Source organism: Mycoplasmoides genitalium G37 (assembly GCF_000027325.1).
In the GTDB taxonomy this organism is placed as follows: Bacteria; Bacillota_I; Bacilli_A; order Mycoplasmatales; family Mycoplasmoidaceae; genus Mycoplasmoides; species Mycoplasmoides genitalium.
In genome coordinates, this window is the sequence record NC_000908.2 from 449,639 (window position 1) to 475,513 (window position 25,875).

Annotated in this window: 29 protein-coding genes and 1 pseudogene; 13 read left to right on the plus strand and 17 right to left on the minus strand. The window is 28.1% G+C overall.

Annotated features, from left to right (window positions below):
• The first annotated feature begins 26 nt into the window (after positions 1 to 26).
• Positions 27 to 581, plus strand: coding sequence for an inorganic diphosphatase (locus MG_RS02160; RefSeq protein ID WP_009885809.1), 555 nt, complete (start codon positions 27 to 29; stop codon positions 579 to 581).
• Between the two features lie 2 nt (positions 582 to 583).
• Positions 584 to 1,084, plus strand: a complete 501-nt coding sequence (gene recU / locus MG_RS02165; protein ID WP_009885810.1) for a Holliday junction resolvase RecU — start codon at positions 584 to 586, stop codon at positions 1,082 to 1,084.
• Here the strand turns inward: recU and MG_RS02170 are convergent.
• Positions 1,081 to 1,410 carry an HU family DNA-binding protein gene (locus MG_RS02170; RefSeq protein ID WP_009885811.1) on the minus strand — a complete coding sequence of 110 codons (330 nt, stop codon included), beginning with the start codon at positions 1,408 to 1,410 and terminating at the stop codon, positions 1,081 to 1,083. The two genes, recU and MG_RS02170, sit on opposite strands and share 4 nt — an antisense overlap.
• 148 nt (positions 1,411 to 1,558) lie before the next feature.
• On the opposite strand from MG_RS02170, the gene MG_RS02175 reads away from it, so the two are divergent.
• Positions 1,559 to 1,972, plus strand: a complete 414-nt coding sequence (locus MG_RS02175) for a DUF1951 domain-containing protein (protein WP_009885812.1) — start codon at positions 1,559 to 1,561, stop codon at positions 1,970 to 1,972.
• 2 nt (positions 1,973 to 1,974) lie between these two features.
• Here the strand turns inward: MG_RS02175 and MG_RS02180 are convergent, their stop codons facing one another.
• The 3 genes from MG_RS02180 to MG_RS02190 all read right to left on the minus strand — a co-directional run bounded on the left by MG_RS02180 (position 1,975) and on the right by MG_RS02190 (position 6,309).
• Positions 1,975 to 4,119 (minus strand): ATP-dependent Clp protease ATP-binding subunit, encoded by a 2,145-nt coding sequence (locus tag MG_RS02180; protein WP_010869446.1) that lies wholly within the window; start codon positions 4,117 to 4,119, stop codon positions 1,975 to 1,977.
• A 153-nt stretch (positions 4,120 to 4,272) separates the two neighbouring features.
• Positions 4,273 to 5,115: a phosphotransferase family protein gene (locus tag MG_RS02185; RefSeq protein ID WP_009885813.1), complete on the minus strand. Its 843-nt coding sequence runs from the start codon at positions 5,113 to 5,115 to the stop codon at positions 4,273 to 4,275.
• A gap of 12 nt (positions 5,116 to 5,127) precedes the next feature.
• Entirely contained in the window at positions 5,128 to 6,309 is a 1,182-nt protein-coding gene (locus tag MG_RS02190; RefSeq protein ID WP_009885814.1) for an acetate/propionate family kinase, read from the minus strand.
• Positions 6,310 to 6,416: 107 nt separating this feature from the next.
• Between MG_RS02190 and MG_RS02195 the strand changes: the two genes are divergently transcribed.
• The 4 genes from MG_RS02195 to ruvB all read left to right on the plus strand — a co-directional run bounded on the left by MG_RS02195 (position 6,417) and on the right by ruvB (position 8,632).
• The gene (locus MG_RS02195; RefSeq protein WP_014894048.1) at positions 6,417 to 6,626 is read left to right on the plus strand and encodes a hypothetical protein; all 210 of its coding nucleotides are present in this window, start codon (positions 6,417 to 6,419) and stop codon (positions 6,624 to 6,626) included.
• A gap of 62 nt (positions 6,627 to 6,688) precedes the next feature.
• The gene (gene rrlB, locus MG_RS02200) at positions 6,689 to 7,114 is read left to right on the plus strand and encodes an MPN534 family protein (protein WP_009885815.1); all 426 of its coding nucleotides are present in this window, start codon (positions 6,689 to 6,691) and stop codon (positions 7,112 to 7,114) included.
• A gap of 2 nt (positions 7,115 to 7,116) precedes the next feature.
• Positions 7,117 to 7,734, plus strand: a complete 618-nt coding sequence (ruvA, locus tag MG_RS02205) for a Holliday junction branch migration protein RuvA (RefSeq protein ID WP_010869447.1) — start codon at positions 7,117 to 7,119, stop codon at positions 7,732 to 7,734.
• Complete coding sequence (gene ruvB, locus MG_RS02210) at positions 7,709 to 8,632, plus strand: Holliday junction branch migration DNA helicase RuvB (RefSeq protein ID WP_009885816.1); 924 nt, start codon at positions 7,709 to 7,711, stop codon at positions 8,630 to 8,632. The genes ruvA and ruvB overlap by 26 nt, the downstream gene beginning before the upstream one ends.
• Here the strand turns inward: ruvB and MG_RS02215 are convergent.
• Positions 8,622 to 9,857 (minus strand): Y-family DNA polymerase, encoded by a 1,236-nt coding sequence (locus MG_RS02215; RefSeq protein ID WP_010869448.1) that lies wholly within the window; start codon positions 9,855 to 9,857, stop codon positions 8,622 to 8,624. The genes ruvB and MG_RS02215 overlap by 11 nt on opposite strands.
• A 119-nt stretch (positions 9,858 to 9,976) precedes the next feature.
• Between MG_RS02215 and rplJ the strand changes: the two genes are divergently transcribed.
• From rplJ to rpmF, 3 genes are read left to right on the plus strand one after another with little or no spacing between them, the layout of a single operon-like run.
• Entirely contained in the window at positions 9,977 to 10,465 is a 489-nt protein-coding gene (gene rplJ, locus MG_RS02220; RefSeq protein WP_009885818.1) for a 50S ribosomal protein L10, read from the plus strand.
• 22 nt (positions 10,466 to 10,487) lie between these two features.
• Positions 10,488 to 10,856, plus strand: a complete 369-nt coding sequence (rplL, locus tag MG_RS02225) for a 50S ribosomal protein L7/L12 (RefSeq protein ID WP_009885819.1) — start codon at positions 10,488 to 10,490, stop codon at positions 10,854 to 10,856.
• Between the two features lie 2 nt (positions 10,857 to 10,858).
• A complete protein-coding gene (gene rpmF / locus MG_RS02845; protein ID WP_009885820.1) occupies positions 10,859 to 11,032 on the plus strand; it encodes a 50S ribosomal protein L32 in 174 nt (57 codons plus the stop codon).
• Positions 11,033 to 11,046: 14 nt separating this feature from the next.
• On the opposite strand, the gene rpsT is transcribed toward rpmF, so the two are convergent.
• On the minus strand, positions 11,047 to 11,313 hold the full coding sequence (rpsT, locus tag MG_RS02230) for a 30S ribosomal protein S20 (RefSeq protein WP_009885821.1): 267 nt from the start codon (positions 11,311 to 11,313) through the stop codon (positions 11,047 to 11,049).
• Positions 11,314 to 11,376: 63 nt separating this feature from the next.
• On the opposite strand from rpsT, the gene MG_RS02235 reads away from it, so the two are divergent.
• From MG_RS02235 to MG_RS02245, 3 genes are read left to right on the plus strand one after another with little or no spacing between them, the layout of a single operon-like run.
• Complete coding sequence (locus MG_RS02235) at positions 11,377 to 12,051, plus strand: DUF5385 family protein (protein WP_010869449.1); 675 nt, start codon at positions 11,377 to 11,379, stop codon at positions 12,049 to 12,051.
• Complete coding sequence (fmt, locus tag MG_RS02240) at positions 12,044 to 12,979, plus strand: methionyl-tRNA formyltransferase (protein WP_010869450.1); 936 nt, start codon at positions 12,044 to 12,046, stop codon at positions 12,977 to 12,979. The genes MG_RS02235 and fmt overlap by 8 nt, the downstream gene beginning before the upstream one ends.
• Before the next feature lies 1 nt (position 12,980).
• Positions 12,981 to 14,984 (plus strand): DUF2779 domain-containing protein, encoded by a 2,004-nt coding sequence (locus tag MG_RS02245; RefSeq protein ID WP_010869451.1) that lies wholly within the window; start codon positions 12,981 to 12,983, stop codon positions 14,982 to 14,984.
• Here the strand turns inward: MG_RS02245 and rnc are convergent.
• The 11 genes and pseudogenes from rnc to MG_RS02300 form a co-directional block, all read right to left on the minus strand.
• Positions 14,962 to 15,796, minus strand: a pseudogene (rnc, locus tag MG_RS02250) (ribonuclease III). The gene MG_RS02245 and the pseudogene rnc sit on opposite strands and share 23 nt — an antisense overlap.
• The gene (gene plsX / locus MG_RS02255) at positions 15,786 to 16,772 is read right to left on the minus strand and encodes a phosphate acyltransferase PlsX (RefSeq protein ID WP_009885824.1); all 987 of its coding nucleotides are present in this window, start codon (positions 16,770 to 16,772) and stop codon (positions 15,786 to 15,788) included. The pseudogene rnc and the gene plsX overlap by 11 nt, the downstream one beginning before the upstream one ends.
• Positions 16,772 to 18,445 (minus strand): DAK2 domain-containing protein, encoded by a 1,674-nt coding sequence (locus MG_RS02260; protein ID WP_010869453.1) that lies wholly within the window; start codon positions 18,443 to 18,445, stop codon positions 16,772 to 16,774. The genes plsX and MG_RS02260 overlap by 1 nt, the downstream gene beginning before the upstream one ends.
• Before the next feature lie 68 nt (positions 18,446 to 18,513).
• Entirely contained in the window at positions 18,514 to 19,485 is a 972-nt protein-coding gene (locus MG_RS02265) for an RluA family pseudouridine synthase (protein ID WP_010869454.1), read from the minus strand.
• Positions 19,472 to 20,446, minus strand: a complete 975-nt coding sequence (locus MG_RS02270; RefSeq protein ID WP_010869455.1) for a DHH family phosphoesterase — start codon at positions 20,444 to 20,446, stop codon at positions 19,472 to 19,474. The genes MG_RS02265 and MG_RS02270 overlap by 14 nt, the downstream gene beginning before the upstream one ends.
• Positions 20,439 to 21,596 (minus strand): tRNA uracil 4-sulfurtransferase ThiI, encoded by a 1,158-nt coding sequence (thiI, locus tag MG_RS02275; protein WP_009885937.1) that lies wholly within the window; start codon positions 21,594 to 21,596, stop codon positions 20,439 to 20,441. The genes MG_RS02270 and thiI overlap by 8 nt, the downstream gene beginning before the upstream one ends.
• A complete protein-coding gene (locus tag MG_RS02280; RefSeq protein WP_009885938.1) occupies positions 21,583 to 22,428 on the minus strand; it encodes an MPN551 family DNA-binding protein in 846 nt (281 codons plus the stop codon). The genes thiI and MG_RS02280 overlap by 14 nt, the downstream gene beginning before the upstream one ends.
• Positions 22,429 to 23,253: an MPN552 family protein gene (locus tag MG_RS02285; protein ID WP_010869456.1), complete on the minus strand. Its 825-nt coding sequence runs from the start codon at positions 23,251 to 23,253 to the stop codon at positions 22,429 to 22,431.
• Positions 23,246 to 24,940 (minus strand): threonine--tRNA ligase, encoded by a 1,695-nt coding sequence (gene thrS, locus MG_RS02290; protein ID WP_010869457.1) that lies wholly within the window; start codon positions 24,938 to 24,940, stop codon positions 23,246 to 23,248. Before thrS ends, MG_RS02285 begins: the two co-directional genes overlap by 8 nt.
• A complete protein-coding gene (locus MG_RS02295) occupies positions 24,940 to 25,254 on the minus strand; it encodes a DUF3217 domain-containing protein (RefSeq protein WP_009885939.1) in 315 nt (104 codons plus the stop codon). The genes thrS and MG_RS02295 overlap by 1 nt, the downstream gene beginning before the upstream one ends.
• A gap of 5 nt (positions 25,255 to 25,259) precedes the next feature.
• On the minus strand, positions 25,260 to 25,841 hold the full coding sequence (locus MG_RS02300) for an MPN555 family protein chaperone (protein WP_009885940.1): 582 nt from the start codon (positions 25,839 to 25,841) through the stop codon (positions 25,260 to 25,262).
• Between the last annotated feature and the right edge of the window lie 34 nt (positions 25,842 to 25,875).

A 25,875-nucleotide genomic window follows, 5' to 3' on the forward strand; every position in this document is an offset into this window, starting at 1 on the left:
ATTAGTTAATAATAATATTTATTGATATGGACAAATTTTTAATTGATGTTATTGTAGAAATCCCTAAAAACAGCAAAATAAAGTATGAGTATGATCGTCAAACTGGTCAAATTCGCGTTGATAGAATCCTATTTGGAAGTGAATCATATCCACAAAACTACGGTTTTATTAAAAATACATTAGATTGAGATGGGGATGAACTTGATTGTTTTATCTTTGCAGATCAACCATTTTTGCCTGCAACAGTTGTGCCTACAAGAATTGTAGGAGCACTTGAGATGATTGATGATGGGGAAATTGATACTAAGTTATTAGGAGTTATTGATTGTGACCCTAGATATAAAGAAATTAATCAAATTAGTGATTTACCTAAACATAGAATAGAAGAAATTCTTATCTTTTTAAAAACTTATAAATTACTTCAAAAAAAGACTGTAATTATTAAGGGTTTAAAAGATGTTTGTTGAGCTAAAAAAGAATATGAAATTTGTTTGCAATTAATGAAAGATTATGGTCATTTATCAAAAGATCAATTTATCCAAAAAATGCAAATTCTTCATCCAGAACATTACCAAAAGTAAATATGATAAATGCCAATCGCGGAATGCTTTTAGAGACAATTGTTAATCAAACAATTGCTAGGTTAAAGGATCATCCAGATATTTGACTGGAAAAGCGGTTCTTACCTATTAAGCCTATAGCTTTTCGTCATGCTCATGTATCTGGCAACGTATCACAAAAATCAAAAACTGATTATTATGGAATTTACAAGGGAATGTATTTTGATTTTGAAGCAAAACAAACAAATAAAAGTAATTTTCCAATTGCTCAAATAGCAGAACACCAATTAAATCATTTGAAAAGAATTGACCAAATTGGAGGAGTTAGCTTCTTGCTAATTTACTTTCAAACTAAAGATCAAATTTTTGCATTTCACACTAAGGATCTTCTAGAAACAATAAAAAATCAAGAAAGCAAAACAATTAAAAGGGAATTGATAGAACAAAAATCTCAGAAAGTTCCACTATTGTATCCTGGTATTATTGATTTAATTTCAATAATTCAAAGCTTTAAAAATTATTAGTCTGCGTACTTTCAACGCACTTTAGCTGCAGTTTCTTTGATCGTTTTGCTTGGACTGTAGCGCACTAATGGTTTTGGTGGGATATGTCTAATCTCACCTGTTTGCATATCCTTCTGATAACGTGCATTTCTAATAGTAATCCTTAATTTACCTAAATTTTCAGGTAATATACAAACACTTCTACTTACCAATTCATTTAGTAACAATGTGTTAAGGTATTTAAAGATTTCCTTAATTTTTTTTTCTTTTATACCAGTAGCAACTGCAATTATTTTATTGATTTCACTACGAGAAAGTGGCTTACTTGTATTTGATGTTTTTTCCATATAATTATTTTTTAAAACTTTATTAGCTCTGTTATTGCTAAAAACAAAAGAGAAACAATTTAACGCATTCTATTTTATTATTGATTCAACAATTAAATTAAAACACTTATAAAGTAAATTTTTAGACAATTATTTCTATTCTTAAGACATGGAACAAAACAATATTAAAGAACAACTTATTTCTTTCTTTAATCAAGCATGTTCTACCCACCAAGAAAGACTTGATTTTATCTGTTCTACAAGAGAAAGTGATACTTTTTCTAGTGTTGATGTACCACTTGAACCCATTAAAAATATTATTGAAATAACTAAAGATGAAAATCAACAAATTGAAATTACAAAAATAGCTGTTAATAACATTAAAACATTATCTTCTGTTGGTGCAACCGGTCAGTATATGGCATCTTTCTTTTCAACGAATAGTGAGCCAGCTATAATATTTTGCGTCATTTATTTTTTATATCACTTTGGTTTTTTAAAAGATAACAATAAAAAACAAATAATAAAAAAGGCTTATGAAACTATTGCTGATAACATTGCTGACTATTTAAATGAAAATTAGGTTTAAGACTTATTATTTTGTGTAATGGTAATATTGTCTTTAACAACTGCAATGTTGTATCCAACACCTTTTTTTATCTTTCCCTGAAGGATATATTTAGCTATTAAAGTTGCAACACTATGATCAATAAAGCGCTTAATTGGTCTTGCACCAAACTGTTGATCAAAACTACTTTTATAGATAAACTCTGTTAGATTTGAATCAAAATTAAAAAATAAATTTTGTTTATTCAAGCGTTTTGAAAGTTGTGCCAACAAGCTGTTGATTATCGATAAAACTGTATCTTTCTCAAGAACATTGAAAAATACTATCTCATCAATACGATTTATAAATTCAGGACGGAAATGTTTCTTTAGACTTTGAATGGCCAAATCTTTTTTTCCTTCTAAAAGAAAATTTGAACCTAGGTTAGAAGTCATAATTATCAAAGTATTTTTGAAATTAACAACCCTTCCTTGTGAATCTTTTAAAGTACCATCATCTAAAACTTGTAATAAAACATTAGTTACATCAGGATGTGCCTTTTCAATTTCATCAAATAACAAGACGCTATAAGGTTTTCTTCTAACCGCTTCAGTTAGCAAACCTGATTGTTCATAACCTATGTACCCTGGGGGTGCACCAATTAATTTAGCTACTGAATGTTTTTCCATATATTCACTCATATCAAAACGAATCAGAGCTTTTTCATTGTCAAAAAGAACTTCTGCTAATGATTTGGCAAGTTCAGTTTTACCAACACCAGTAGAACCTAAAAAGATGAAAGAACCAATAGGTTTGTTTGGGTCATTTATATTTACTCTACCTCTAATTACAGTGTTAACAACAGCATCGATGGCTTCATCTTGTCCTTTAACTCTTTTTTTGATTTCATCACCTAAGTGCAAAAGTTTATCCTTTTCACTTTCTAATAGTTTTTTAAGTGGAATTCCTGTTGTTTGTGAAATAACTTCAGCAATTTCATTTTCAGAAACTTCAGTTTTAAATAAATCGTGCTTAGAAGTTGCATATTTTTGTTGTGCACTTTCCAGTTCTTTTTTAAGTCTTGGGATATCAGAGTACAGAATTTTAGATGCACTTTCATAATTTCCTTCACTTTGGTATGTCTCTAGTTTGGTTTGAAATTCTTCAATCTCTTTTTTGAGCTTATTAATGTTTTCAAAATCAGCCTTTTCCTTTTTTCATTCATTTATAAGTGAATCACGCTTTTGTTTAAGAGCATCTAATTGTTTTTTTAGTTTCTCTAAATATTCTTTCTTTGATTGTTTGTTATCATTTTCCTTATCTTGTTTAAGAGCTGCATACTCTGTCTCAAGATTGATTATTTCACGTTTAAGACTATCTATTGCAACTGGTTCAGATGACATTTCTGTTTTGATCTTAGCAGCAGCCTCATCAATAAGATCAATGGCTTTATCAGGTAAATTACGTTCATTAATATAACGAGTTGACATTTCAACAGCAGCTACTAAAGCACTATCAAAAATAGTGATGTTATGAAAGAGTTCTCAACGTGTTTTTAAACCACGCATAATTGTTAGTGCCTCTTGACTACTAGGCTCGTTAATAAGAATTTTTTGAAATCTACGTTCTAAAGCGCCATCTTTTTCAATGTATTCCCGGTATTCTTTTAGAGTAGTAGCGCCAATTACTTTTATTTCTCCTCGAGCTAGCATCGGCTTTAATATATTGGCAATATCCATTGCACCACTGCTAGAATTACGTCCTAATCCAACTATTTGGTGAATTTCATCAATAAAAAGAATAATCCTGCCATTTGATTCTTTTACTTGCTTAAGAATGGTATTAATTCTTTTTTCAAATTCACCTTGGAATTTAGTGCCAGCAATTAATCCAGAAAGAGATAGTTCATAAATTTCTACATCCCTTAAATTTAAAGGTACATCATTACTAACAACTCTTCTAACAAAACCTTCTACTATTGCGGTTTTACCAACTCCAGGTTCACCAATTAAAACAGGATTGTTTTTGCTTTTACGACTTAATATCTCAATTAAACGACGAATTTCGTTATCTCTTCCAATAATAGGATCGACCTTATTTTTTAATACTTCATCGTTAATATTACGACCAATTTCTTGCAAAAAATTACGATTTTCACCAGCAGGTGTGAAATTAATATTCATTTTAATTGCTCACTCCTTTTAATGCAAAAATTATATAAAATTAGCACTCAAGGCATTCGAGTGCTAATTAAAAACTAGGTTTTTTGTTTATCTCTAATTTATCTAATCAGAGTTGATATTTTTGTCAAAATAATTAGAAACCTAAAATAACTATTAACTATTTTTTTGTGCTTGTTTTCAAATTGAGGGAAATAATGCTTTTAAAAAGTATTCTAATCGTTTTTCAACTCATTTTCGATAGTTTAAAATTGCTTCTGTTTGGGGCATAATCTCAGTTCATTGAAAAGCAAATAATAAAACATAAATAACTGTTTCAAAAACAAGCTTACGCTTAAGTCCACCATAAATATCAATAAGTTTATTTGCTGTTTCTATGGTTAGTTCTTCACGAATAATATTAGCTATTTCATAATAAGGATTATCAACACAAGATCATTCAAAATCAATAAGGATTACTTGCTTTTTAGGTGTTCAAACCAAATTATCAAAAGTAGCATCATGATGACAGAGAGTTTTTGGTATGTCAATATGCTTCTTAGTTAAATTAAGATATAACCGTTTATAAAAAGCGGAAAGCTTAGTTTTTTCAAAATAAACCAAAGGATCAAATATTAAAAGTTCATTAGCAAATGGTTTTCAGTCAACTGAATGAACTTTTTTTAAAGATTCAACCAATCTGCATAAAAATAGATCAGTTGCTCTTTTAGGTTGAGTGCCTTCTATCCACCTTTTTATAGCATTACCTGTTGTTACATCAAAATAAACAAATGGGTTTGAAAAAAAAGGTTCTACTAGTTGCAAAATAATTTGTTCATTTCTTCTGTCTAAAATAACATCTTTTCTTGAAAGTCTTATTTGAAATTTACTATGATCTTTCAATTCACAAAAAAAAGAAAAATTAGTAAAACCAGAATGAATTTGCTCTATCTTGAAAATATCTGTTTCTACAACTTGAAGTTTTTCACAAAGAAAAGCAACCGCTTTTTTTAAATCCATTAATTTTGATGATTATTTTTTAATGTTTGTACTTACTCTCAAAGCATCTTCTACAATCATCAATTCCTCATTTGTACGAACTCTAAAAATTTGATACTTGCTTTCATTTGTTGAAATTAGAGAACTATCTTGATAATTTCCAAATAAATTACTGTTAGTTTTAAAACCAAGTGAAGCAACTTTTTCAATTATTAATTGCACACAATAACTAGCATTTTCACCAACTCCCCCAGTAAATACCAAGCTATCAATTTCACCTGAAAGTTGATTTAGGTATTTAGCAATATAGTCAGCAACACGATTAACATACATTTTTATAGCAATATCATTAATTTCTGGTTTATCAAAAATATCACGCATGTCAGAACTACCTGTTATAGCAAACATTCCACTCTTTTTATTTAATTCATTTACAACATCATTACATGAAAGCTTTTGCTGTTCAGCAATGTAACTAACAATGGCAGGATCAATATCACCACTACGTGTTCCCATTATTAATCCTTCAAGGGGAGTGAATCCCATCGATGTGTTTAGTGATTTGCCTTGTTTAATCGCACAAACACTTGCACCATTACCAAGATGACAAACAATTAAATTAAGTGGTTTTTTATTAAACTTTTTTTCTAAAAACTCGTTAATGTATTTATAAGAAGTTCCATGAAAACCATATCTTCTTACTAAGTTATTTTTCTCTCAATTTTCAGGAACTGCATAAAGATAATTTTCCCTTGGAATAGTAGTGTGAAAAGTGGTATCAAATACAGCAACATTCTTAGCAGTTTTTATCTCTTTTAGAAAAATTTCAATAACATCTGCTTCTGGTTTATTATGAAGCGGTGCTAACTTAATGAATTCTTTTATTTTTGCTAGTGAATGTGTATCAACAAGAACTGCATCTGTAAAATAATTTGCTCCTTGTACTACTCTATGCCCTATTAGCCCAATTTCTGAAAGTTCAGTAATAATTTTGTTTTTTTTAAGCGCATTTAAAAAATGCTTAACAGCAAGATTATGATCATTAAATTGAACCTTTTCTTCTATCTTTTTTTGATTAAATTCAAGCTTAAAAAAACCATCAATGAAAATACGTTCACAAAGTCCTTTAGCTAGTACTTGTTTTTTATCATTAAAAAGTTGAAATTTAATTGAACTGCTACCTGCATTAACAACCAAGATTTTGTGACTTTGCATTTAACCGAAGAATATTTACCTTATTTATTAAAAAATAATACTAAATTAATATAGTGTGGAATAATTAAATGTTTTAACTAAAAAGAAATATTATTAAATCTTAAACAATGAAAATTAAAAAATGCTATATTATCGCTGTTATTTCAGCTTTTATTGGTTTTCTTTTTTACTTTTTATCTTCACTTATAGGGATAACAGATGTTAATAATGCAAAAACAGTAGCAACTGTATTTTTTGTATTAGCAACATTAATAGTTGTTAATGCTATTGTCTTCTGGATTCTTTATCTATTCAAAAAAAAGAACGTAGTTAAGTAAATTTATTTGTCACTAATAGTTTTTTAGCACATTAATTTGATAGAAAACAAATTGAATGTAATATGGAAACTATCAGAGAAACACTTTCTTCTATACAAAGAAGCAATTTTTTATTAAATGAAAGCGCACAAATTCTCAATACGTGTGTAAACAAGAACACATTGCTTGACGATAAGCTGCGCAATTCGATTAATTTTGCACTTAGCATCATTAAGCTAGCAGACTTTTGTCTAAAGGATGATACTGAAAAAATTAATCAATTCTTAGGTAAAACATATGATTTACCATGAGAGTTTCAATTTAACCAAAAAGACAAGCATATAGAATGCACTGTCAAAGACAATTTTGGTCGTGAGAAACTAATAAATTTGATTTTTCAAATTGGTGATGCTATTGAAACTTATCATACTACTTTAATAAGATTCAAAATTCCCAAGCATTGTTTGAATGCAAGGGATCAAATCAAAAAAATAATGGAGGGCAAATAAAAATGATTACATCTATCTTTGGAAAAGTTACTTTTGTAGGCAAAAGAAAAATAATTGTTGAGCACAACTGGATTTCATATTGATTTAATACAAAAGAAAACCATAAATTTGAAAAAAATTTGGAAAAAAATAAGCAAATTTTTTGTCATATTATTAAAAAAATTGTCGCTAACCAAATTATAGAAGAGGCTTTTGCCTTTAATACTCTAGAAGAAAAAGAGTGGTTCTGTAGATTAATAGAACTCAATGGTATTGGTAGTAAAACTGCACTTAATTTGCTCAATAATGACCTTGAGGAAATTAAACAATACATTCTGGAAAATAACTACAGTGCATTATGTGGTATTAACGGTGTAAATAACAAAATAGCTCGTGCACTTTTATCACTTGAAATATTTGAAAAATCTGAAAATAATAAAAATATTAAAGGAGTTCAAGTTGCTGATGGTTATGATGAATTGTTTGAAACACTAAAGTCACTTGGTTACAAACAACAAGAAATTCAGGATGCACTAAAAATGATAGAAGTAAAACCTGATTTTGATATAAGTCAGTTAGTTGCAGAAGTAATTAAATTAATGTCTTTTAAGAATAATGAAATTACAAATAAAACCGCCTAATACCTTTGATGAATTTGTAGGAAAACAAGAAATAATTAGTCAAATTCAATTAAGTATTAAAGCATCTAAATTAAATAAAACACAACTAGATCATATCTTGTTATATGGCCCACCTGGTGTGGGTAAAACTACTTTAGCCAGATTAATAGCAAATGAATTGAAAACAAAGTTGCAAATTATTCAAGGTGGACATTTACAAAAACCAAGCGATTTCTTAAACGCAATTTCACTCATTAAAAAAGGTGATGTTCTTTTTATAGATGAGATCCATGCCGTAGCACCTAATGTCATGGAACTAATGTATCCAGTTATGGATGTGTTCAAAATACAAGTATTAATTGGCAAGGATTTTAATTCCAAGATAGTTGAAATGAAGGTAAATCCTTTTACTCTAATTGGTGCAACTACACAACTTGGTAAAATCATCAATCCTTTAGAAGATAGATTTGGCGTTATCTTAAACATTAACTATTATTCAAATGCTGAAATTGAAAAGATGGTAAGTATCTATGGAAAGCAAATGAAGTTAGAGCTAAATTCAAATGAAATTTCAGCTATCACTGAACATAGTAAACAAACACCAAGAATTGCAATTAGAATAGTTAGAAGAATATTTGAACAAAAAATTGTTAATAAAAAAATAGACCTTGAGGGTTTGTTTAAGAATTTAATGATTTATAAAAATGGTCTGCAAAGTATTGATGTCCAATATCTTGAGGTTTTAAATCGCCAAAATGAACCACAAGGAATTAAGTCAATTAGTTCCATGTTAGGTATAGACAGACACACTATAGAAAATAAAATTGAACCTTTTTTGTTGCGTGAAAATATGATTCAAAAAACCAAAAAAGGCAGGATTATTACAAATAGCGGAAGAGAATATTTAGTTAACTTTTAAGCTTATTAGCTCTTTTAATAATTTCAAAACCAAAACTTTCATTAATATCAAAAATTAATTTATCAAGTGAAGATTCTTCGCTTAATTTGCTAATTGATTTTGGTATGAATTGATAAAATAAAGATTTTTTCTGTCCTTCATCTGTATCTATCTTTTTTAAATCAAAAAAACTAATACCTATTAATCGAACGTTCTTTTCAGTATTAATTAATAGTCTGTTGAATAATCGTTTTGTTATTGACAGTAGTTTTCTATAATCGTTTGAATATTTTTTCATTTTATTTGAATGAGAATTAACAATAAAATCATTGCTTTTCAATTGCACAACTATCCCTTTACACACTTGTGAAGAGAGTTGTAATCTTATAAAGAGCTGATCAAATATTTGCGTTAACTTTTTATTTAACTGATTGTTTGAATAATTTAAATCTTCTAACGTTTCACTGACTGCAAAAGAGCGAGACTTAACCTGATTGTTATTATCTGTATATCATTTGCCTAGTGAAACTGCTTTTAAAGATTCTCAAAAATTACCAAATACTTTTTTTAAAAGCGAAGCATCTTCACAAACTGCTAGATCATTTATTTTGTAAAAATTATTTTTAAAAACTAAATCAATATGTTTTTCTCCTATCCCTGGAATTTCAGTAATTGGTAGTGGTCAAAGTTTTTTTTTAATATCCTTAACTGAACAACTTTTAATTCCAAATGGTTTTGCTTGATTTGAAAAAATCTTAGCAATTAAAAAATGATCTGAGATGCCAATTGAAATTTTGATTCTCAAGTTTTGAAAAACAAAATTTTTTATTTTTTTCGCTATTAAAAATGCCTTTTTAAATGAAATGTTTTGAAAACAAGCAACCCCTTCATCAACAGAAAGAACATCAATTTTTAATGAAAAAGTGCTTTCAATAACTGAAAAAATACGTTTAGAATGTTTTCTGTAATTACGAAAATTAGAATGTGCAAAAATAGCATTTGGACATAGTTCTAATGCTTTTAAAATAGACATTCCAGATCTAATTCCATAACTACGAGCAACATAGTTACAAGTTGAAACTACACTTCTTGAAAAGCGATTACCAACTATTAAGGGTTGATTAACTAATTCTGGATTTTCTAATTCTTCAACAGATGCAAAAAAAGCATCAAAATCAAAATAAAGAAAAATTAAATTTTTATCAATTAAATATTCTGGTTCAAAATATGTAAAGGTGTTAATCATATTTATCAAGTTATGTTATTATTTACTTGCAATAAAACCAAAGAAAATAACGAGTTTTTAACTTTAATAAAGTTATCGAGGATTTATCATCGTTTGTGCTATTGCGAATATTGTAGTTAATGGTAGATAGTAAGAAAAATAAAAAACAGCAGGTTACGGATTTTTCTAATTTACTCTCTCAAAGTAAAGGATTTGTTATTTTTGACTATTCAGGAATGTCTGCTGTTGATGCAACTTTAATGAGAAAAAAGTTGTTTAATAAGGGTAGTAAGATAAAAATTGTTAAAAACAATATCTTAAGACGTGCTTTAAAAACTAGTAATTTTGAAGGTGTTGATGAATCGGTCATCAAAGGAAAAATTGCAGTTGCTGTTGGTATTAACGAGATCTTAGAAACCTTAAAAGTTGTTGATAGTGTAGTTAAAGAAAAAGAGTTAATGAAATTTGTTTGTGGTCATTTTGATAACCGTATTTTTAATAGTGATGACTTACAAAAAATAGCAAAACTCCCTGGTAGAAATGAACTTTATGGAATGTTTCTTTCAGTTCTACAAGCACCATTACGAAAATTTCTCTATGCTCTTCAGGCAGTAAGGAATGCTAAGTAAATTAAATAAATAGAAAAATATTATGGGAAAACTAGATAAAAAACAATTAATTGAATCTCTAAAAGAGATGACTATAGTTGAAATTGATGAAATAATCAAGGCTGTTGAAGAAGCATTTGGTGTAACTGCAACTCCAATAGTAGCTGCTGGCGCAGCTGGTGCTACACAAGAAGCTGCTAGCGAAGTTAGTGTAAAGGTAACAGGATATGCTGATAATGCTAAGTTAGCTGTTTTAAAACTTTATCGTGAAATTACTGGAGTTGGTTTAATGGAAGCTAAAACTGCAGTTGAAAAATTACCTTGCGTTGTAAAACAAGATATTAAACCAGAAGAAGCAGAAGAACTTAAAAAGCGTTTTGTTGAAGTTGGTGCAACTGTTGAAGTTAAATAAAGATGGCAGTACAACAACGGCGTTCTAGTAAACACCGTCGTGATAAAAGACGTTCTCACGATGCACTTACTCTACAAACTTTAAGTGTTTGTAAGAAATGTGGTAAGAAGAAGTTATCACATCGTGTGTGCTCTTGTGGTATGTACGGTGAACTAAGAGTTAAAAAAGCTCACTAATTCACAGATAAATATTATTGTTTTTTTGCAGTTGAATTTGTATTACTTTTATGCAAAATAACAGCATTTTTTGATTTTAAACGCTTAGCTCTGTTTAAAGAAATAATCCCTTTTCTGGCTAAACGATCTGCTTGAGAATAAACAGAACTGAGATTATCTAAATTAATCTCTTTATTAAATTTTTTAACATTAGTTTTTAGTTTAGTTTTTTGTCCTTTATTATTTAAATTTCTCTTAATGTCTTGACGTAATCGTTTTTCGTTAGATTTAATATTAGCCATTTAGGTTATTAATTAGTTTTAGAGTATATTATTATCTTGATTATATTGTAACTAGAACCATATATGGATGGTGGACAACAAGGGAGTTTTTTTGGGCTTTTAGTAATTGTTATTCCAATAATTTTGTTAATTGTTTTTTTTTCCAAGAAAAAAGGGGCACAAAAAAATGATTTTAGTGGTGAAGGAGGTAATCGATCATCAAGAAAAGATGAAGTGTGAAAAACAATTAAACAGTTTTTGCAAGAAAAGAATGAACGTGGTAAAGAAATTATTAAAACTTTTGTAGCTAAAAAACCAAACCCTTTACATTCAAAAAAAGACCGCAAGCTTTTCAATCAAGAGATACAGGCATATATTACTAGTAATAACTTAGGAAAAAGCGAAGCAAAACGTTATAAAAATGAGCAAACTCGCTTAATGCAAAGAGAACTTTATTGTATTTATTTTGTTACAAAAGATGCTAAATCAACTGAAGTTGATGATGCTAGGATTATAGAAGCTGAGGTTTATCAAAAACCTACAAAAACCAAAAGTACTCCAGAGCGGCTAATTCGTATACTTGGTTTAAAAAATTTTGAAACTGAAATGCAATGAATTCAACCATTAATGGTTCGTGAAGAAAAGAGAAAAGAAAAAGAAGAACAGAAAAAACTTAAATTAGCTGCAAGAGAACTAAAAAAGAAGAAAAAGAAGAAAATAAAAAAACCAAAAGAAATCAGAAATCAGAAAAATGTTTAAAATTGTTTTCTTTGGTACTTCAACGCTTTCAAAAAAATGTTTAGAACAACTTTTTTACGATAATGATTTTGAAATTTGTGCTGTTGTAACTCAGCCAGACAAAATTAATCATCGTAACAATAAAATAGTACCTTCTGATGTTAAGTCTTTTTGTTTGGAAAAAAACATAACTTTTTTTCAACCAAAACAAAGCATAAGCATAAAAGCTGATCTAGAAAAATTAAAAGCTGATATTGGTATTTGCGTTTCATTTGGTCAGTATCTTCATCAAGATATTATTGATCTTTTTCCAAATAAAGTAATTAACTTACATCCTTCTAAGTTACCACTACTTCGTGGTGGTGCACCATTACATTGAACCATTATTAATGGTTTTAAAAAATCTGCATTGAGTGTAATTCAATTGGTTAAAAAAATGGATGCAGGTCCGATTTGAAAACAACAAGATTTTTTAGTTAATAATGACTGAAATACTGGTGATTTATCCATATATGTAGAAGAACATTCACCCTCTTTTTTAATTGAATGTACTAAAGAAATTCTCAATAAAAAAGGGAAATGATTTGAACAAATAGGTGAACCTACTTTTGGATTAAACATAAGAAAAGAACAAGAACATCTTGATCTTAATCAGATTTACAAGAGTTTTTTAAACTGAGTAAAAGGTTTAGCTCCCAAACCTGGTGGTTGGTTAAGCTTTGAAGGAAAAAACATCAAAATTTTCAAAGCTAAATATGTTAGTAAAAGTAATTACAAACATCAATTAGGAGAGATAGTTAATATATCTCGAAAAGGAATTAATATTGCTTTAAAAAGCAATGAAATTATTTCAATTGAAAAAATTCAAATACCTGGAAAAAGGGTGATGGAAGTAAGTGAAATAATAAACGGAAAACATCCTTTTGTTGTTGGTAAATGTTTCAAATAGAATGATTACAAAGAGTTTTTTCCTTAAAAATTTTGATCGCTCTAAAGAATTAATTCCTCTTTCATATAACGATGTTTTTAGCGCTGTTAATCAGTTTCTGAAAAGCTATACTGACGTTAATGATATTGATATTATTGAAGAAAATTTGATTGAAGATCCAGTTTTTGAACTTGATGTTTTAGAACTTTTAAACGAGGATCCAATGCTATTATTGGACAGTAAAAATCCCCGTGTTCAAGAAGCTAAAATTATTGCTAATAAAGCAAAAAAAAATATTAAAGATTATTTTAATCTTCCCATTTTTTTTGATACAGATAGTTTAGATAAAAATGTTTCTGTTTATCAAAAAGCTGAGCTTACTGAAAAGAAAATTCAAGAAATAATAACATCAAAAAAATCAGCTATTATTTTTAAACCTATTTTTGAAATAGAAGATTGCTTAATTCAACCAGATGCTATTATTGTTCATGAAAAAGGACTTTGTGAATTTGTTGTTATAAAAGCTACAACCAATACAAAAAGAAAATATTTTTTGGAAATAATTTATGACTTTGTGTTATTTAAAAAAATAGGTAAGTATAAACTTTTAAACTATTATTTTTGTACTGTTAAATACGAATTACAAAATAAAAATAATGTTTCTTTCTTTTTAAATACTGAAATAAAAACATCAAAAAACAGTTTTAGTTTAAGTTCAAAAGAAAAAGATTATTTTAAGAATAAACCTTTTAATCACCCTGAAAAAATTGCTTACATACACAAAAAAAAGAGCAATGGAGTTAATGGTTTTTTGATTGTAAAACTCATTGATAACCTTATTAAAAACAATATAGTTGATTTAAACAAAATAAGTGATTTTGTTACTAAAGAAATTGACAGTAAAAGTGTTCGTAATATTCAACCACTTATTAAAAATGCGGCTAAAATACAAATTAATTTTTGAGATCAAATACAAGATATAAAAAAATATCAAGAACTCAAAATAAATCAAATTGTTTTTAATTACAGTGAAAATTTTGATTCTTTTTGGAGTAACTATTTATTAAGAAATTTAATTAAATTAGTTTTTGCTCATAAATACAATGAAATTTTTAAATTATCTGGTAAATTAGCTAATTGAAGTCAATTAACATATGCATATAAAGAAAATAAATCAATAACTATAAATCAACTGCTTCACGAATTAAATCAGAAAAAAAGCAAGGCTAATTTTAATAACTCAACTAATAAAATAAGTTTTTTTCTTGAAGCGTGAAATAGTGAAAAAGGTTTTGCAATTGGCAATAAATTTAAAAATACTTGAAATAAACTTAAAAAAAAGAAAGTTTATTTTGATTTTGAAACAATTAGTTCATCAATCAGAATCATAAATAATTCATTACCATTTAGTCAAATTGTTACCCAATGCTCATTAATAGTTGATAAAAATGAAATAGATGATAAAAGAAAACTTAATTGTGAAAATCTAATTTTTGATCCCTTATTTATTAGCGTTAATGACTTTAAAAAAGTAATTGATTCACTCTATCAAAACAATTGCAGTGATTATAGTTTTGTTGTTTTTAATAAATCTTTTGAAAAAAACAGATTATTGGAAATGGCTACATTGATTAATGAACAAATATATAAAGAAAAAGTAAAAGCTATTGTTGACAATCTTTTTGACTTAGCTGATATTTTTACTATTGAAAATAACTGTTTGGCTTTCAAACAGCTAAACGGTTTTTCCTCTATCAAAAAGGTTTTAACTATTATAGATGAAAGCTTTTTAAAGGCAAGTAAATCAATTGGTTATCAAAATTTAAAAATCCAAAAAGGTGATGTAGCACAAGAAGTTGCTTTATCGCGTTTTCTAAATTGCTTAAATAAAAATGAATGAAATCAAGTAGCTTTTGAATTAAAAAAATATTGTGAAAATGATGTCAGAGCGATGATTTCAATTGTTTTATTTATCCAAGATTTAATCAAAAAAAATGATCTATTTACTTTTTATTCAGAAAATTAGAACCTGCTTTTCTACTATTTCACCTAATTTTTTTTAGGTTTAATAGCTAGTTTCTTACACATCTTTTGATTTTCTATCTTCTCTTTTAAATCACTAAAAAAATGGCTTCCTTTACTACTTTTTAAAAAACTTGTAAAAGAAGCCATTGCGTTGTGCTCTAAAACACTTTTATCATCGTAATTTTTGTTATTTGGGATAGCTTGTGATCAAATAATATCACCATCAAGTTCAATTATACTAAGTACCAAATTATTTGAAGTTAAGCTTACCCTAACTCTTGGTTCAGGTAATTTTTGCTCTTGAAAAAGTGAAAAGAAATCGTATTTTAAAATCTCAGAAAAAGTTCTTTCAAAAATATATTTTTCAACAAATTCAGTTGCTTTTTTCATCCCCATATCTTCATAAATGGCGCCAACCAAAGCTTCAAGTACATCACCAACAGTGTTTTCAGTTAGTTCAGCACCATTGCTTAACTTAACAAAATCACCTAATTTTAGCTCCATACCAATACGATTAAGATTTTCACCCTTAACAATTTCAATCTTAGTTCTTGTTAAAAGACCTTCGTTATATTTAGGATAAAGTTCAAATAGTTTTTTAGCAACAACAAAGTCAATTAAAGCATCACCTAAAAACTCTAAGCGATCGTAACTTTCACTAACATCTTCATGTTCATTGATGTAAGAAGCGTGAATAAAAGCTTTTTCAAAAAATTCTCAATTATTAGGAAAAATATCTAAATTCTTTAAAAAAGTTGCTAGTTTTTTATCAAAAATCTTATTATTTTTTAGTTTCAAAACTTTATTCTTCATAGTTATTCAAAGAAGTTTTAATTGCATTAATAAGATCAGATTTTAAGCTTAGATGTGCTAATCTAATCGTGCTTAAAAATTGTTGTTTATCAGCAGAACCGTGAGTTTTTAAAGCTAATTTATTTAAACCCATTACAACAGCTCCAGCGTTATTTTTGTAATCAAATTTTTTGGCTACACTTTTGATAATACCTAAGCTAAATAAGCCAGCAAGAGGATTTCTTTTATAACCCCTCTTAAGAATCCGTGCTATCGTTTTAAAAGTACCTTCCATTGCTTTTAAAACTAAATTGCCGCTATATCCATCAGCTATCAAAATATCACATATTCCATCCAGTAAAAACCTTGATTCCACAAATCCTAAAAAGTTAAGATTTTTATCAGCTTTTAAAAGCTTAAATGCTTCTTGATGATAATCAAAACCTTTATTTTCTTCTGTTCCTATATTCAATAGTCCAATTTTAGGAGTTTTTTTTGTAGTTGTTTTTTTAACAAAAATATCAGCCATTAAACCTAAAAAATAAAGTTCTTTTCCTGTGAAATATTTATTAGCTCCAACATCCAAAAAATAAAACCAATTATTGTTATCTGTCGGTACATAAGACATAAAAGCACTCTTAGTATTTTTATTAATTTTGCCAAAAGCATCATTTGTTAAAGAAGCATAAACTGCTGAAGAGCCTGCTGAAATTACAACATCAGCATTACCTTCACGAACTAAGTTTATGGCTATTTGCATTGAACTGTTAACTTTTCTTCTTGCACTTAGTGGAGTGTCGGTCATTTCAATGAAAGAATTAGCAAGTTTTTTTGTAATATTTTTTGGAAGTATATCAAGACCATCAAAAGCCTTTTCATCACCGATCAGAATGAAATTTAAGTCCTGATGAAAACTCCAATATTTCAATACTGCTTCAATTGCTTCACTAGGTTTGTTTTCAAAACCTAAACAATCAACTGCAAATCTAAAAGCCATTACTGTATGCCTATTATGTAAGAGAACACTTTTTGTTCTCCAGGTGAAAATTCACAAAACAATTTATATTTTTTTTCAACTAAAGCTTGCATTTTTTTCGCATCTTGTTCAGTGATGTCTTTGCCATAATAAGCCAAAAGGAACTCAGGTTTTTTCACTTTTTTTGAAAGGATATCAATTGTTTTAAAAAAACAGTCTGTAAGTTGAGATTCACTAGCAATAATACTTTTATTTGTAACAGCAATAAAATCATTTTTATTCACCATTACTTTGTTTTCTTTATATGACTTTGAAGCTTGTGTTATCGTAGCGGAAGCAAACTCTTTAATAAAGCGCTTCATTGCTTTCACATTAGTGTGAATAGAAAGATCACTGTTAAATACAGTTAAAGCAGCAATTGACTCCACAGGATTTGCTGTAATAACATAATCTGCATTAATCTTTTGGTGTTTTAACTGTTTAATTGTTTCATTGGCAGATAGAAAATAGTTTTTATCATGTAACAAAAAGATTACATTACTAGAATTGGTTAACTTAACAGCCTCAAGTAAAGAAAAAACAGAAGGAGCCCCAGTATCATCAGTACATAATATGGCGTTAATATCATGATCTTCACGAATTCTTTCAGCAAATGCTTCTGTAGGTACAGTAGCTACTATAGCAGGTTTTAAAACTCTTTTTGTTGGTGAGTTATTCTTGTTATTAACCTGTAAATTCATGTTATCAATTTTGACAAATTCAAATTCACCATAATTAAGACCCATTTCTAATAAAAGATGTGGTTTTAAAGTATGAGCATGAACTTTAACAAAACCATTGTCTTTATCACTAGCAATTACTACAGAATTGGCAATTCTATTTACTTTACTTTCAAACTTTTTTTGATGAAATTTTTGCTTTTCAACTGTCTGATTTATTTTTAAACCTAGTCTTAAAACATATTCTGTACAATAACCAAATTCATCTTCATTAGCATGTTGTTCTTTAAACTTGTTAAATTTAATTTCTATAGTTGATAAAGTATTGTCATCTAAATTAGATTCGCCCCCATAATATGACAACATTCCTTCAAGAAAACAAGCAAAACCATAAGCACCTGAATCAACCACACCTGATGCTTTTAATACAGGTAACATTTGGGGAGTTTTTTTCACTGCTTGTCAAGCTACTTTAACAGCTTGTTCAAAAAGTTTTTCAAGTGTTTTAGGACGATTTTTTTGACTCTTAAACTCATTGCTTATTAAACGAGCAACTGTTAGCATAGTTCCTTCTACTGGTTTTGATACGTTTTTATAAGCCACTTCTTGAGCAACAATGAATGCATTTGCAACATCTTCTATACTCAACTCTGAATTATTGCTTGTTTTATTTACGATTATGTTACTGAAAAATCCTTTCATTATTTGTGAAAAGATAACCCCTGAATTGCCACGTGAAAACAAAAGTAAATCTCTAGTAAAGTTTTTACCAAGTTCACTAAAGCTTTTTATATGACTTTTTTCATTTTCTAGTTTCTTGATGGCTTCTGTTATTGTTACTTTCATGTTTGTTCCAGTGTCACCATCAGGAACAGGAAAAACATTCAACTGGTTTATGTATTCATAATTTTTAGCGATGTTATTACAGCCAAGGCGTAACATATCGATAAAAGAAGATAAATTTACTGATGACATCTAAAGTAAAACCCTAGCTTATAAGGGATAAAAAAGAAGTTTATAACCACAATAATTTTAAATTTTAACTATTGAATTAAATATTCAAACCAAGGTACTATTTTACTCTTGAATTGCATTAATGAATAATTTGTTAAAATGGGAAACTTGCTCGTTTCTAGTTTAGGAAAAACTAATTCATAAGCGTGAAGTGCTTGATGCTTATATTTATTATTACGATTTTTAAATTGAATCAAGCTGTATTTTTTATCACCAACTAGTTGATTTGAAAATAAATTTAAACACGCACGAATTTGGTGAGTCCTACCACTAATTAATCTAATTGTTATTAAAGACATATCTTTTTGAGCTATGTATGAAGAATTTTCAAAAAAAGTGCTTATCTTTTTTGCTTCTGGAAAAGGTTTTCATTTTACTGTTACAATGCCATTATTGTTATCTTTTTTTCAATAAGCAGTTTGTAAGCCAAGATGGTTAAATTGACCAAAAACTAAGCCTTTATATCTTTTGGTTAAATGGTTATTTTTAAAAACTTTGTTCAATTCTTTTAAAGCTTTGTTTGTTTTAGCACCAATAACAATTCCAGAAGTATTACGATCAATACGATGTGCAAACTGGGGATAAAAGTTAAGTTTATTACTGTCAAATTGTCTATATCCACAGTGTTTTAAAAGCATATTTGATAAATTAATAATGCTATGTTTTTTATCAGGTTGGCAAACTATTCCAGTTGGTTTGTCAACTACAATAATATTTTCATCCTCAAATATAATTTTTAGCTTATCTTTTACCAAATCTAGAGATAAATAGTCATTATTAGTTTGTAAATAGGGATTTATATCAAAAAGAAAAGCTATCTCATCTTTAGTTTTTAATCTTGTGTTGACCTGTGGTTTTGTTTTATTTAACAAAACCTTTCCTAAGCGTAAATACTTAAAAAAGTCACTTCTTTTAATTAAGGGAAGGATTTTTAAACAAAATTGGTCAATTCGTTGGTTTTCACTTTCTTTAGGAACTAAAAATTTATTAGCTATTCTCATTTTGTTTGGCAAGAAAATCATCCATTATCTGTACTAATTTCATAAATTGATTTTTTTCATCCAAAACAAAAGCAGCTGCATATTTATGTCCACCACCATTGAACATTTGTGCAAAGTTATTAATTGGAATATTACGTGAGCGAATGGAACCAATTCATTTTTTAATGGACTCGTTAAAGTAAACAGTAGTCCATATTTTTACTCCTTTTATGTTATTCAAAGCATGAACCATTGGTAAAGGAGAGACAACACCAAAATGTTTATATGCTCCTTTTTTAATCAATGCATAAGCTAACCCATTTTTAGTTATTTTGGCTTTGCTAAGTACATAGCTAAAGTACTTATGTTCTAGTAATGGCTTTAAATAAACTGCATCATGAACCTTATTGCGGTTAAAACCAGTTTCCATCAATTTTGCTGTTAGGGCAAATGTTTGGGGTGTAGTAGTTGGACCTCAGAATCGCTGTGTATCAGTAATTATTCCTGCATAAAGATATGATGCAATCTCATCATTTAATTTGTAACCCATCTGCAAAATTAAATAACCAATCATCTCAGCAGTTGCTGAAAAAGAAGAATCAATTCATTCCATATCAGCAAATTTTTCAGTTCTAGGATGGTGATCTATCCTAACTGTCTCTTTTGCCAACTTATGTTTTTGAGTTAAAACTCTTTCTTGGTTGGAAGTATCAAAAATAATAGCTAAAGATTCTTTTACAAAATCATCATTTATGTCAGTTTGCTCAAAAGGAAAAAGTTCTCTACCGTCTGCATTAATATTGTATGAACCCATAACATAAGCTTTTTTTTCACTGAAAAAAGTATTTAGGAAAGTTTTGAAAGCAAAAGCAGATCCAAATGCATCAAAGTCTGGGTTTACATGTACAAATAAACTGAACTTATCAAACTGTTTAACCTTTTTTGAAAAATTCTTAATGAATTGTGGATCGATACTAATCATTGCTTAATTCACTTACTCCCTTTTCAATTAAATCATTTAAAAAAATAAGCTCACTTTCAAGCTTTTCAACATTTATCAATTTAGCTTTCGTTGTAGGATTTTTGGGAGAAAACTCACTACAAGTATCTAAATGTTGTTCAATAGAAATATCAAAAGTATTAAAAAATTTAGCTAATTCAATAATTTTATCTTTACTAAAGCCAATTAAGGGGCGAACTATAAATGTATCTGGTGTTGCTGATTGAATAACTTTTAAATTTTCAATGGTTTGGGATGCAACTTGTCCCAAAACCTCACCTGTAACTAGACAATCATACTTAAACATACTAGCAGCTTTATAAAAAACACGACGCATTAAAACGATACGATAAGATTCATTACTAATATGAATTAACTCTTTTTGAATTGCAGTGAAATCAAAAACTAATAATTTACCACTACAAATCGTTTTATTAAAAGAAATTAAATTTGCTAACCTTGTGATTTTTTCAATTGTTTTTTGATTCTTATTTGGTTCATTAATAAAGGTGATAAAATCAATGTTAAAACCACGTTGCATTACAAGTGAAGCTGCAACTGGGCTATCAATTCCTCCTGAAAGTAAGACTAAAGCTTTACCACTACTATAAACAGGTAATCCACCTTTACCTTTAAAACGTTCTGTAAAAACAAGAAAATGCTCCTTCAAAATCTCTATATTAGCTATTATTTCAGGGTTATTAATTACTCCTTTTAATTGGTATTTTTCAAATAGTTTAACTGCTAAATACTTCTTAAAATTACTTGAATTTTCAGCAAAATTTTTATCACGTCTCTTAACTTCTAATTTAAAGGAATTAAAATCTTTAAATAAATTAAAAAGAAGATCTAATAGTTTGTTTTCTTCCCTTACTATCTGTGATGCAAAAAAGAACAAACTAATTCCAGGCAAAAAACTGAATAATTCTTGGAGAATCGCTCTTTGTTCTTTTTTAATATCAAAGACAACAATTCTATCAAATTCATAAACAATACTATTGTTAATTTCCAGTTTTTTAAAAGCTTTTTTGATGTTAATTTTTAATTGTTTTGTGAAATAAGAACGGTTTTTTCCTTTTAAAACCAATTCACCATAACGCGCAACTAATACATCTTCACTATTCAATTCCATTTTCCTTTAATCATTGAATATCACTTTCTGTTAGTTTAGGACTTTTACCAGTTAATATGTAATTTTCATATCAAATTCTCGCCTTATCAACTAAAACACTAAATCCCTTATGATCTATCTTGATAGGAATTAACCTAATTTCTCTATTGCTAGCATTAAATTGTTCTGGTAAGACATAATCTTCTGGTTTCAAAAAGGCAATTGCAAAAAGTCCTTTATTTACATTGCGCAAATATAGATAAAGACCAATTTGACAATAATATAAAGTACTGATAATAATTTTTCCATTACTGTCAAATCAACTATCTTTTTTGCCATCTTTCTTTTTAACAATAGGCATACCATTTTCATCAAGAATCATCTTGAGATTTCCATTGATTTTTTTATAAATAAGACTATCGCAAGAAGTTGTTTTAATCTCTAACATAGGAAGATCATTTTGATAAGCTAATTCACCATTTTCATCAAGAGGTTCACCATCAGGTATCCCACCAAAAACACTATCATCCTTAAATAAATCAAATTGAACTTTTTTAGGATCATAAGAATGAAAATTAAAACCAGTTTTTAAATTGACATAATCACGTATTTTAGGTTCTATTATGTTTCCAGCTTTTGCCAGTGTTTCATCAAATTCATCTTCATAAATTTTGACCATATTAGCTCAAGTTTTAAATGATGACTCATATTCAGATAAACCTAAAACCTTGCCAAAGCGAGTACCGGTTATTTTTTTAAATAGAGCTTTATTTCTTAAAAAATACTGTTCTGATAGAACAATTTGATTATCAACTATATCAAAATCAGTTTTATATTGCTTTATAAATCCCATTTATTTCATCAACTGTTCACAAATTCCTTTTAAAACAATTGATATTTCAGGATTATTAAATTCCTCATCATTATCTGGTTGTTTTTTGCTTAAAAATACAACACTTGCTAATTGATTAATGTTATTAATTGGAACTTCTGTCACATTTAAATAATGAACATCTTTTAAAGAGCAATTCTTGCTTTTAACATATGTTTCTAAAGCACTAAACTTGGAATTTTTTGTGCTAGTAAATAAAAAATTTTCGTTATAAAAATTGCTGTAATGAAACTTAGGCTGACCACTAGAAATATGTTCCATAAGTTGAAAGTCTAAATGATACTGAGGACTAAATACATAAATAGAACTAACATCCATTTCACTGAGATTTTTTAAGAAATTTTGGTACTTTAATGTTTGGTCAAATTCCGTTAATCAAATTAATTTGAATTGCTTATATTTTTCTAATGAAATAAAGTAATTAATTGTTGTATTAGGTTCCTCACTAATCTTGCTTTTTCCAATTGCAAAAACACCAGAATTAGTAATAATAGCATGGTGTACAATAGTGTCTATACTAACAGAATCTAAAAAAGATTGATAGATAAATTCATTGGTTTTGCTAATTCATATAATCGCGCCTGATTCTGCAATTATATCAACATCATCTAACGAGAGTAAATCAAGTAAATAAAGCACTGCTTGTTGTCAACAACTTGACATAAAAACAAGTTGATGGTTATTCGCTTGAATGAAATTAAAAAAGTTTTTTCATACTTCTAAATCCTTTGTAGTGTTAAAAAAATTTGCTGTATTAATATCTAAAACAACTATTTTTCTATCCATCTCTTCTAACTCTTTTAACAAAATTATTAAAGCTAATTCTGGTGATTTTTTCACCTTTAAAACCACGGCATGTCAACTTCTCTAAATTCTCTATTTCTTTATCTCCAACAATAAGTTGTAAAGGAATTTTTTCAATGATTGCTTGTCTAACTTTTTTAGCTAAGCGATCTTGATTATCATCTAAATTTACACGGATGTTTTCTTTTAGCAATTTGTTATAAAGTTTTTTTGCTGCCTTTAAATGCTTTTGGATATTAACAGGAATAATTACGGCTTGAACAGGTGCTAACCATAAAGGAAAATTACCACTTGTTTTTTCAAGTAAAGCAGCAATAAACCTTTCATAAGTTCCAATAATTCCAACATGGATAATAACTGGTTTTTTTAGTGTATTTTTTTTATCTATATAAGTTAGATCAAATTTTTCTGGTAGTAAAAAATCTAGTTGAATGGTGGCAATAGTAATCATTTTTTTAAAGATTGTTTTGAACTGAAAATCAATTTTTGGTCCATAAAAAGCAGCAGCTCCTATCTCTTTTTGATATTGGATATTTAAATCTTTTAAAACATTCTCCATTTGGCTTTCAGATTCTCTTCATAAACCAGGATTATCAATAAATTTTGATTGATTTTTAGGATCATGTAGAGAAAGATCTATCCTATCAAATATAAATCCAAATTTTTTATTAACTTTTTGAATTAAATTAAATGCGTTTTTAATCTCACTTTTAATTTGATCTGCACGACAAAAAATGTGATTATCAAGTAAAGTCATGCACCTCACTCTTTCTAATCCTATTAATCCTCCAGAGGCTTCAAAACGATGCAAAATAGAATCTTCTGAAAAGCGCTGTGGCATTTTTTTATATGAATATCGTTTTTGTTTGAAAATCAGACAGTGATGAGGACATGTCATAGGACGAAGCATCATTGCTTGACTATCAAGTTTAATAGCAGGAAACATATCTTCCTTATAGTGCTGATAGTGGCCGCTAATTTTAAAAAGCTCTATGTTAGCTAATACAGGAGAACAAACAGTATTAAAACCAAACAATAGTTGCTGGTGATGCACAAAATTACCGATTATATTCCTTAGTGTTGTACCCTTTGCTAATCAAATAGGAAGACCTGCACCGATCAGTGGGTCAAAGCTAAATAACTCTAATTGTTTACCTAAAGATCTGTGATCCTTCTTCAAGCGTTCTTCATTTTCTTTTATTAATTGTTCTAATTCTTTTTTTGATTGAGCAAAAATGCCATTAATCCTCTGAAGTTGTAATTGTGAAGGATCTCCCAAAAAATAATTTACGCTTACATTTAATAGCTTAATAAAACTTTTTTTAATAAAAGTTAAAGTTAAATCTTCTATTCAAAAATGTTTATTTTCAAAAAAGGTGATTTTAAATTTGTTTAAGTTGCTTTTTTTTAATAAGTTTTTTGTAAACTGATCATTTTCAAAAAAACTTAATGCTTCATCTAAAGAAACAAATTTTTGAGAAATCCCTTCTAGTTTACTAGAAAGAGAGTTTAAATCAGATTCTATTTTTGCAAACTGTTTTGTAGAAAAATTCTCATTTATATAAAAATCTAAATAAAATTCATCTCCATTAAAACCATGTTCACCAAACTGAACATTAGCATATTTGCATTTTAACCATATTTGTAATAAAAGAACTCCTGCAAGCATTAAGATTCTTGATAATCAATCATTACTTTTGAATTTGGTTTCATAATTTTGACAACTTCGATTGTTGTTTTTCAAATTCCACTGCGTTTTTCTAGGTAAGTGCGCAGAATACCTTCGATGCTAATTGTTTTAAATTTTTGAGTATATGCTTCAAGTTCAAATGCTAATTGACCATTTGCATAAAAAACAAAAAAATCAGTAAAACTTCGTTCACCAAACAAACGTTTCTGCTTAATAGTTACTAAAAATCCTGTCTTTTTGTGGCTTCACTTTGTGCTTTCTATTTCACCTTCCAAAAAAACGCAATTTAACATGCTTTTTAGCTAGGTAATTGACCTGTTAAGTTGAAATGAAATTTAAAGTGGTTAATTGTTTCTAAAACCATTCTTTCTTCTATTAATGCAGTTCTAATACCTTCAAACTTTTGTTTATCATCAAGATATTCTCTAACATTCTGATTAGTTTTTTCATAATACAAGCTAATAACTCTTTTAACAATATCATCACTAACTTCAACCTTTCATTCCTTTTGTAAGAAATTAAATACTAAAGCTTTTTTAATGATTTTTTCAGCTATTGATTGAATTGTTTTTTCATCAGCATCTTTAACAACATCTCTTTTCAAGCCTTCAACAACATTTTTTAACTCTTCAGGGTTAATTTGAAATTCAAAATAACTAACAATTTCATTCATTGCTGCTGAAAACAAATTATCTTTAATAACAATATGAGTTAGTTCGTGGTAAAGAGCACTTTCCTTAGCATCTTTAAAAGAAGCTAAAATTCTTTGCCGATGTTGCTCAATAAAAGCAGGATCTGCAAAAATACGATCAACTTCAATTACCTTATCATACTGAATAGGTTTTTGCAACTTTGCAATAGATTTAAGATTAGTAGCCATATTTTTAGAAACTTATTAAATTTTAATTCCTATA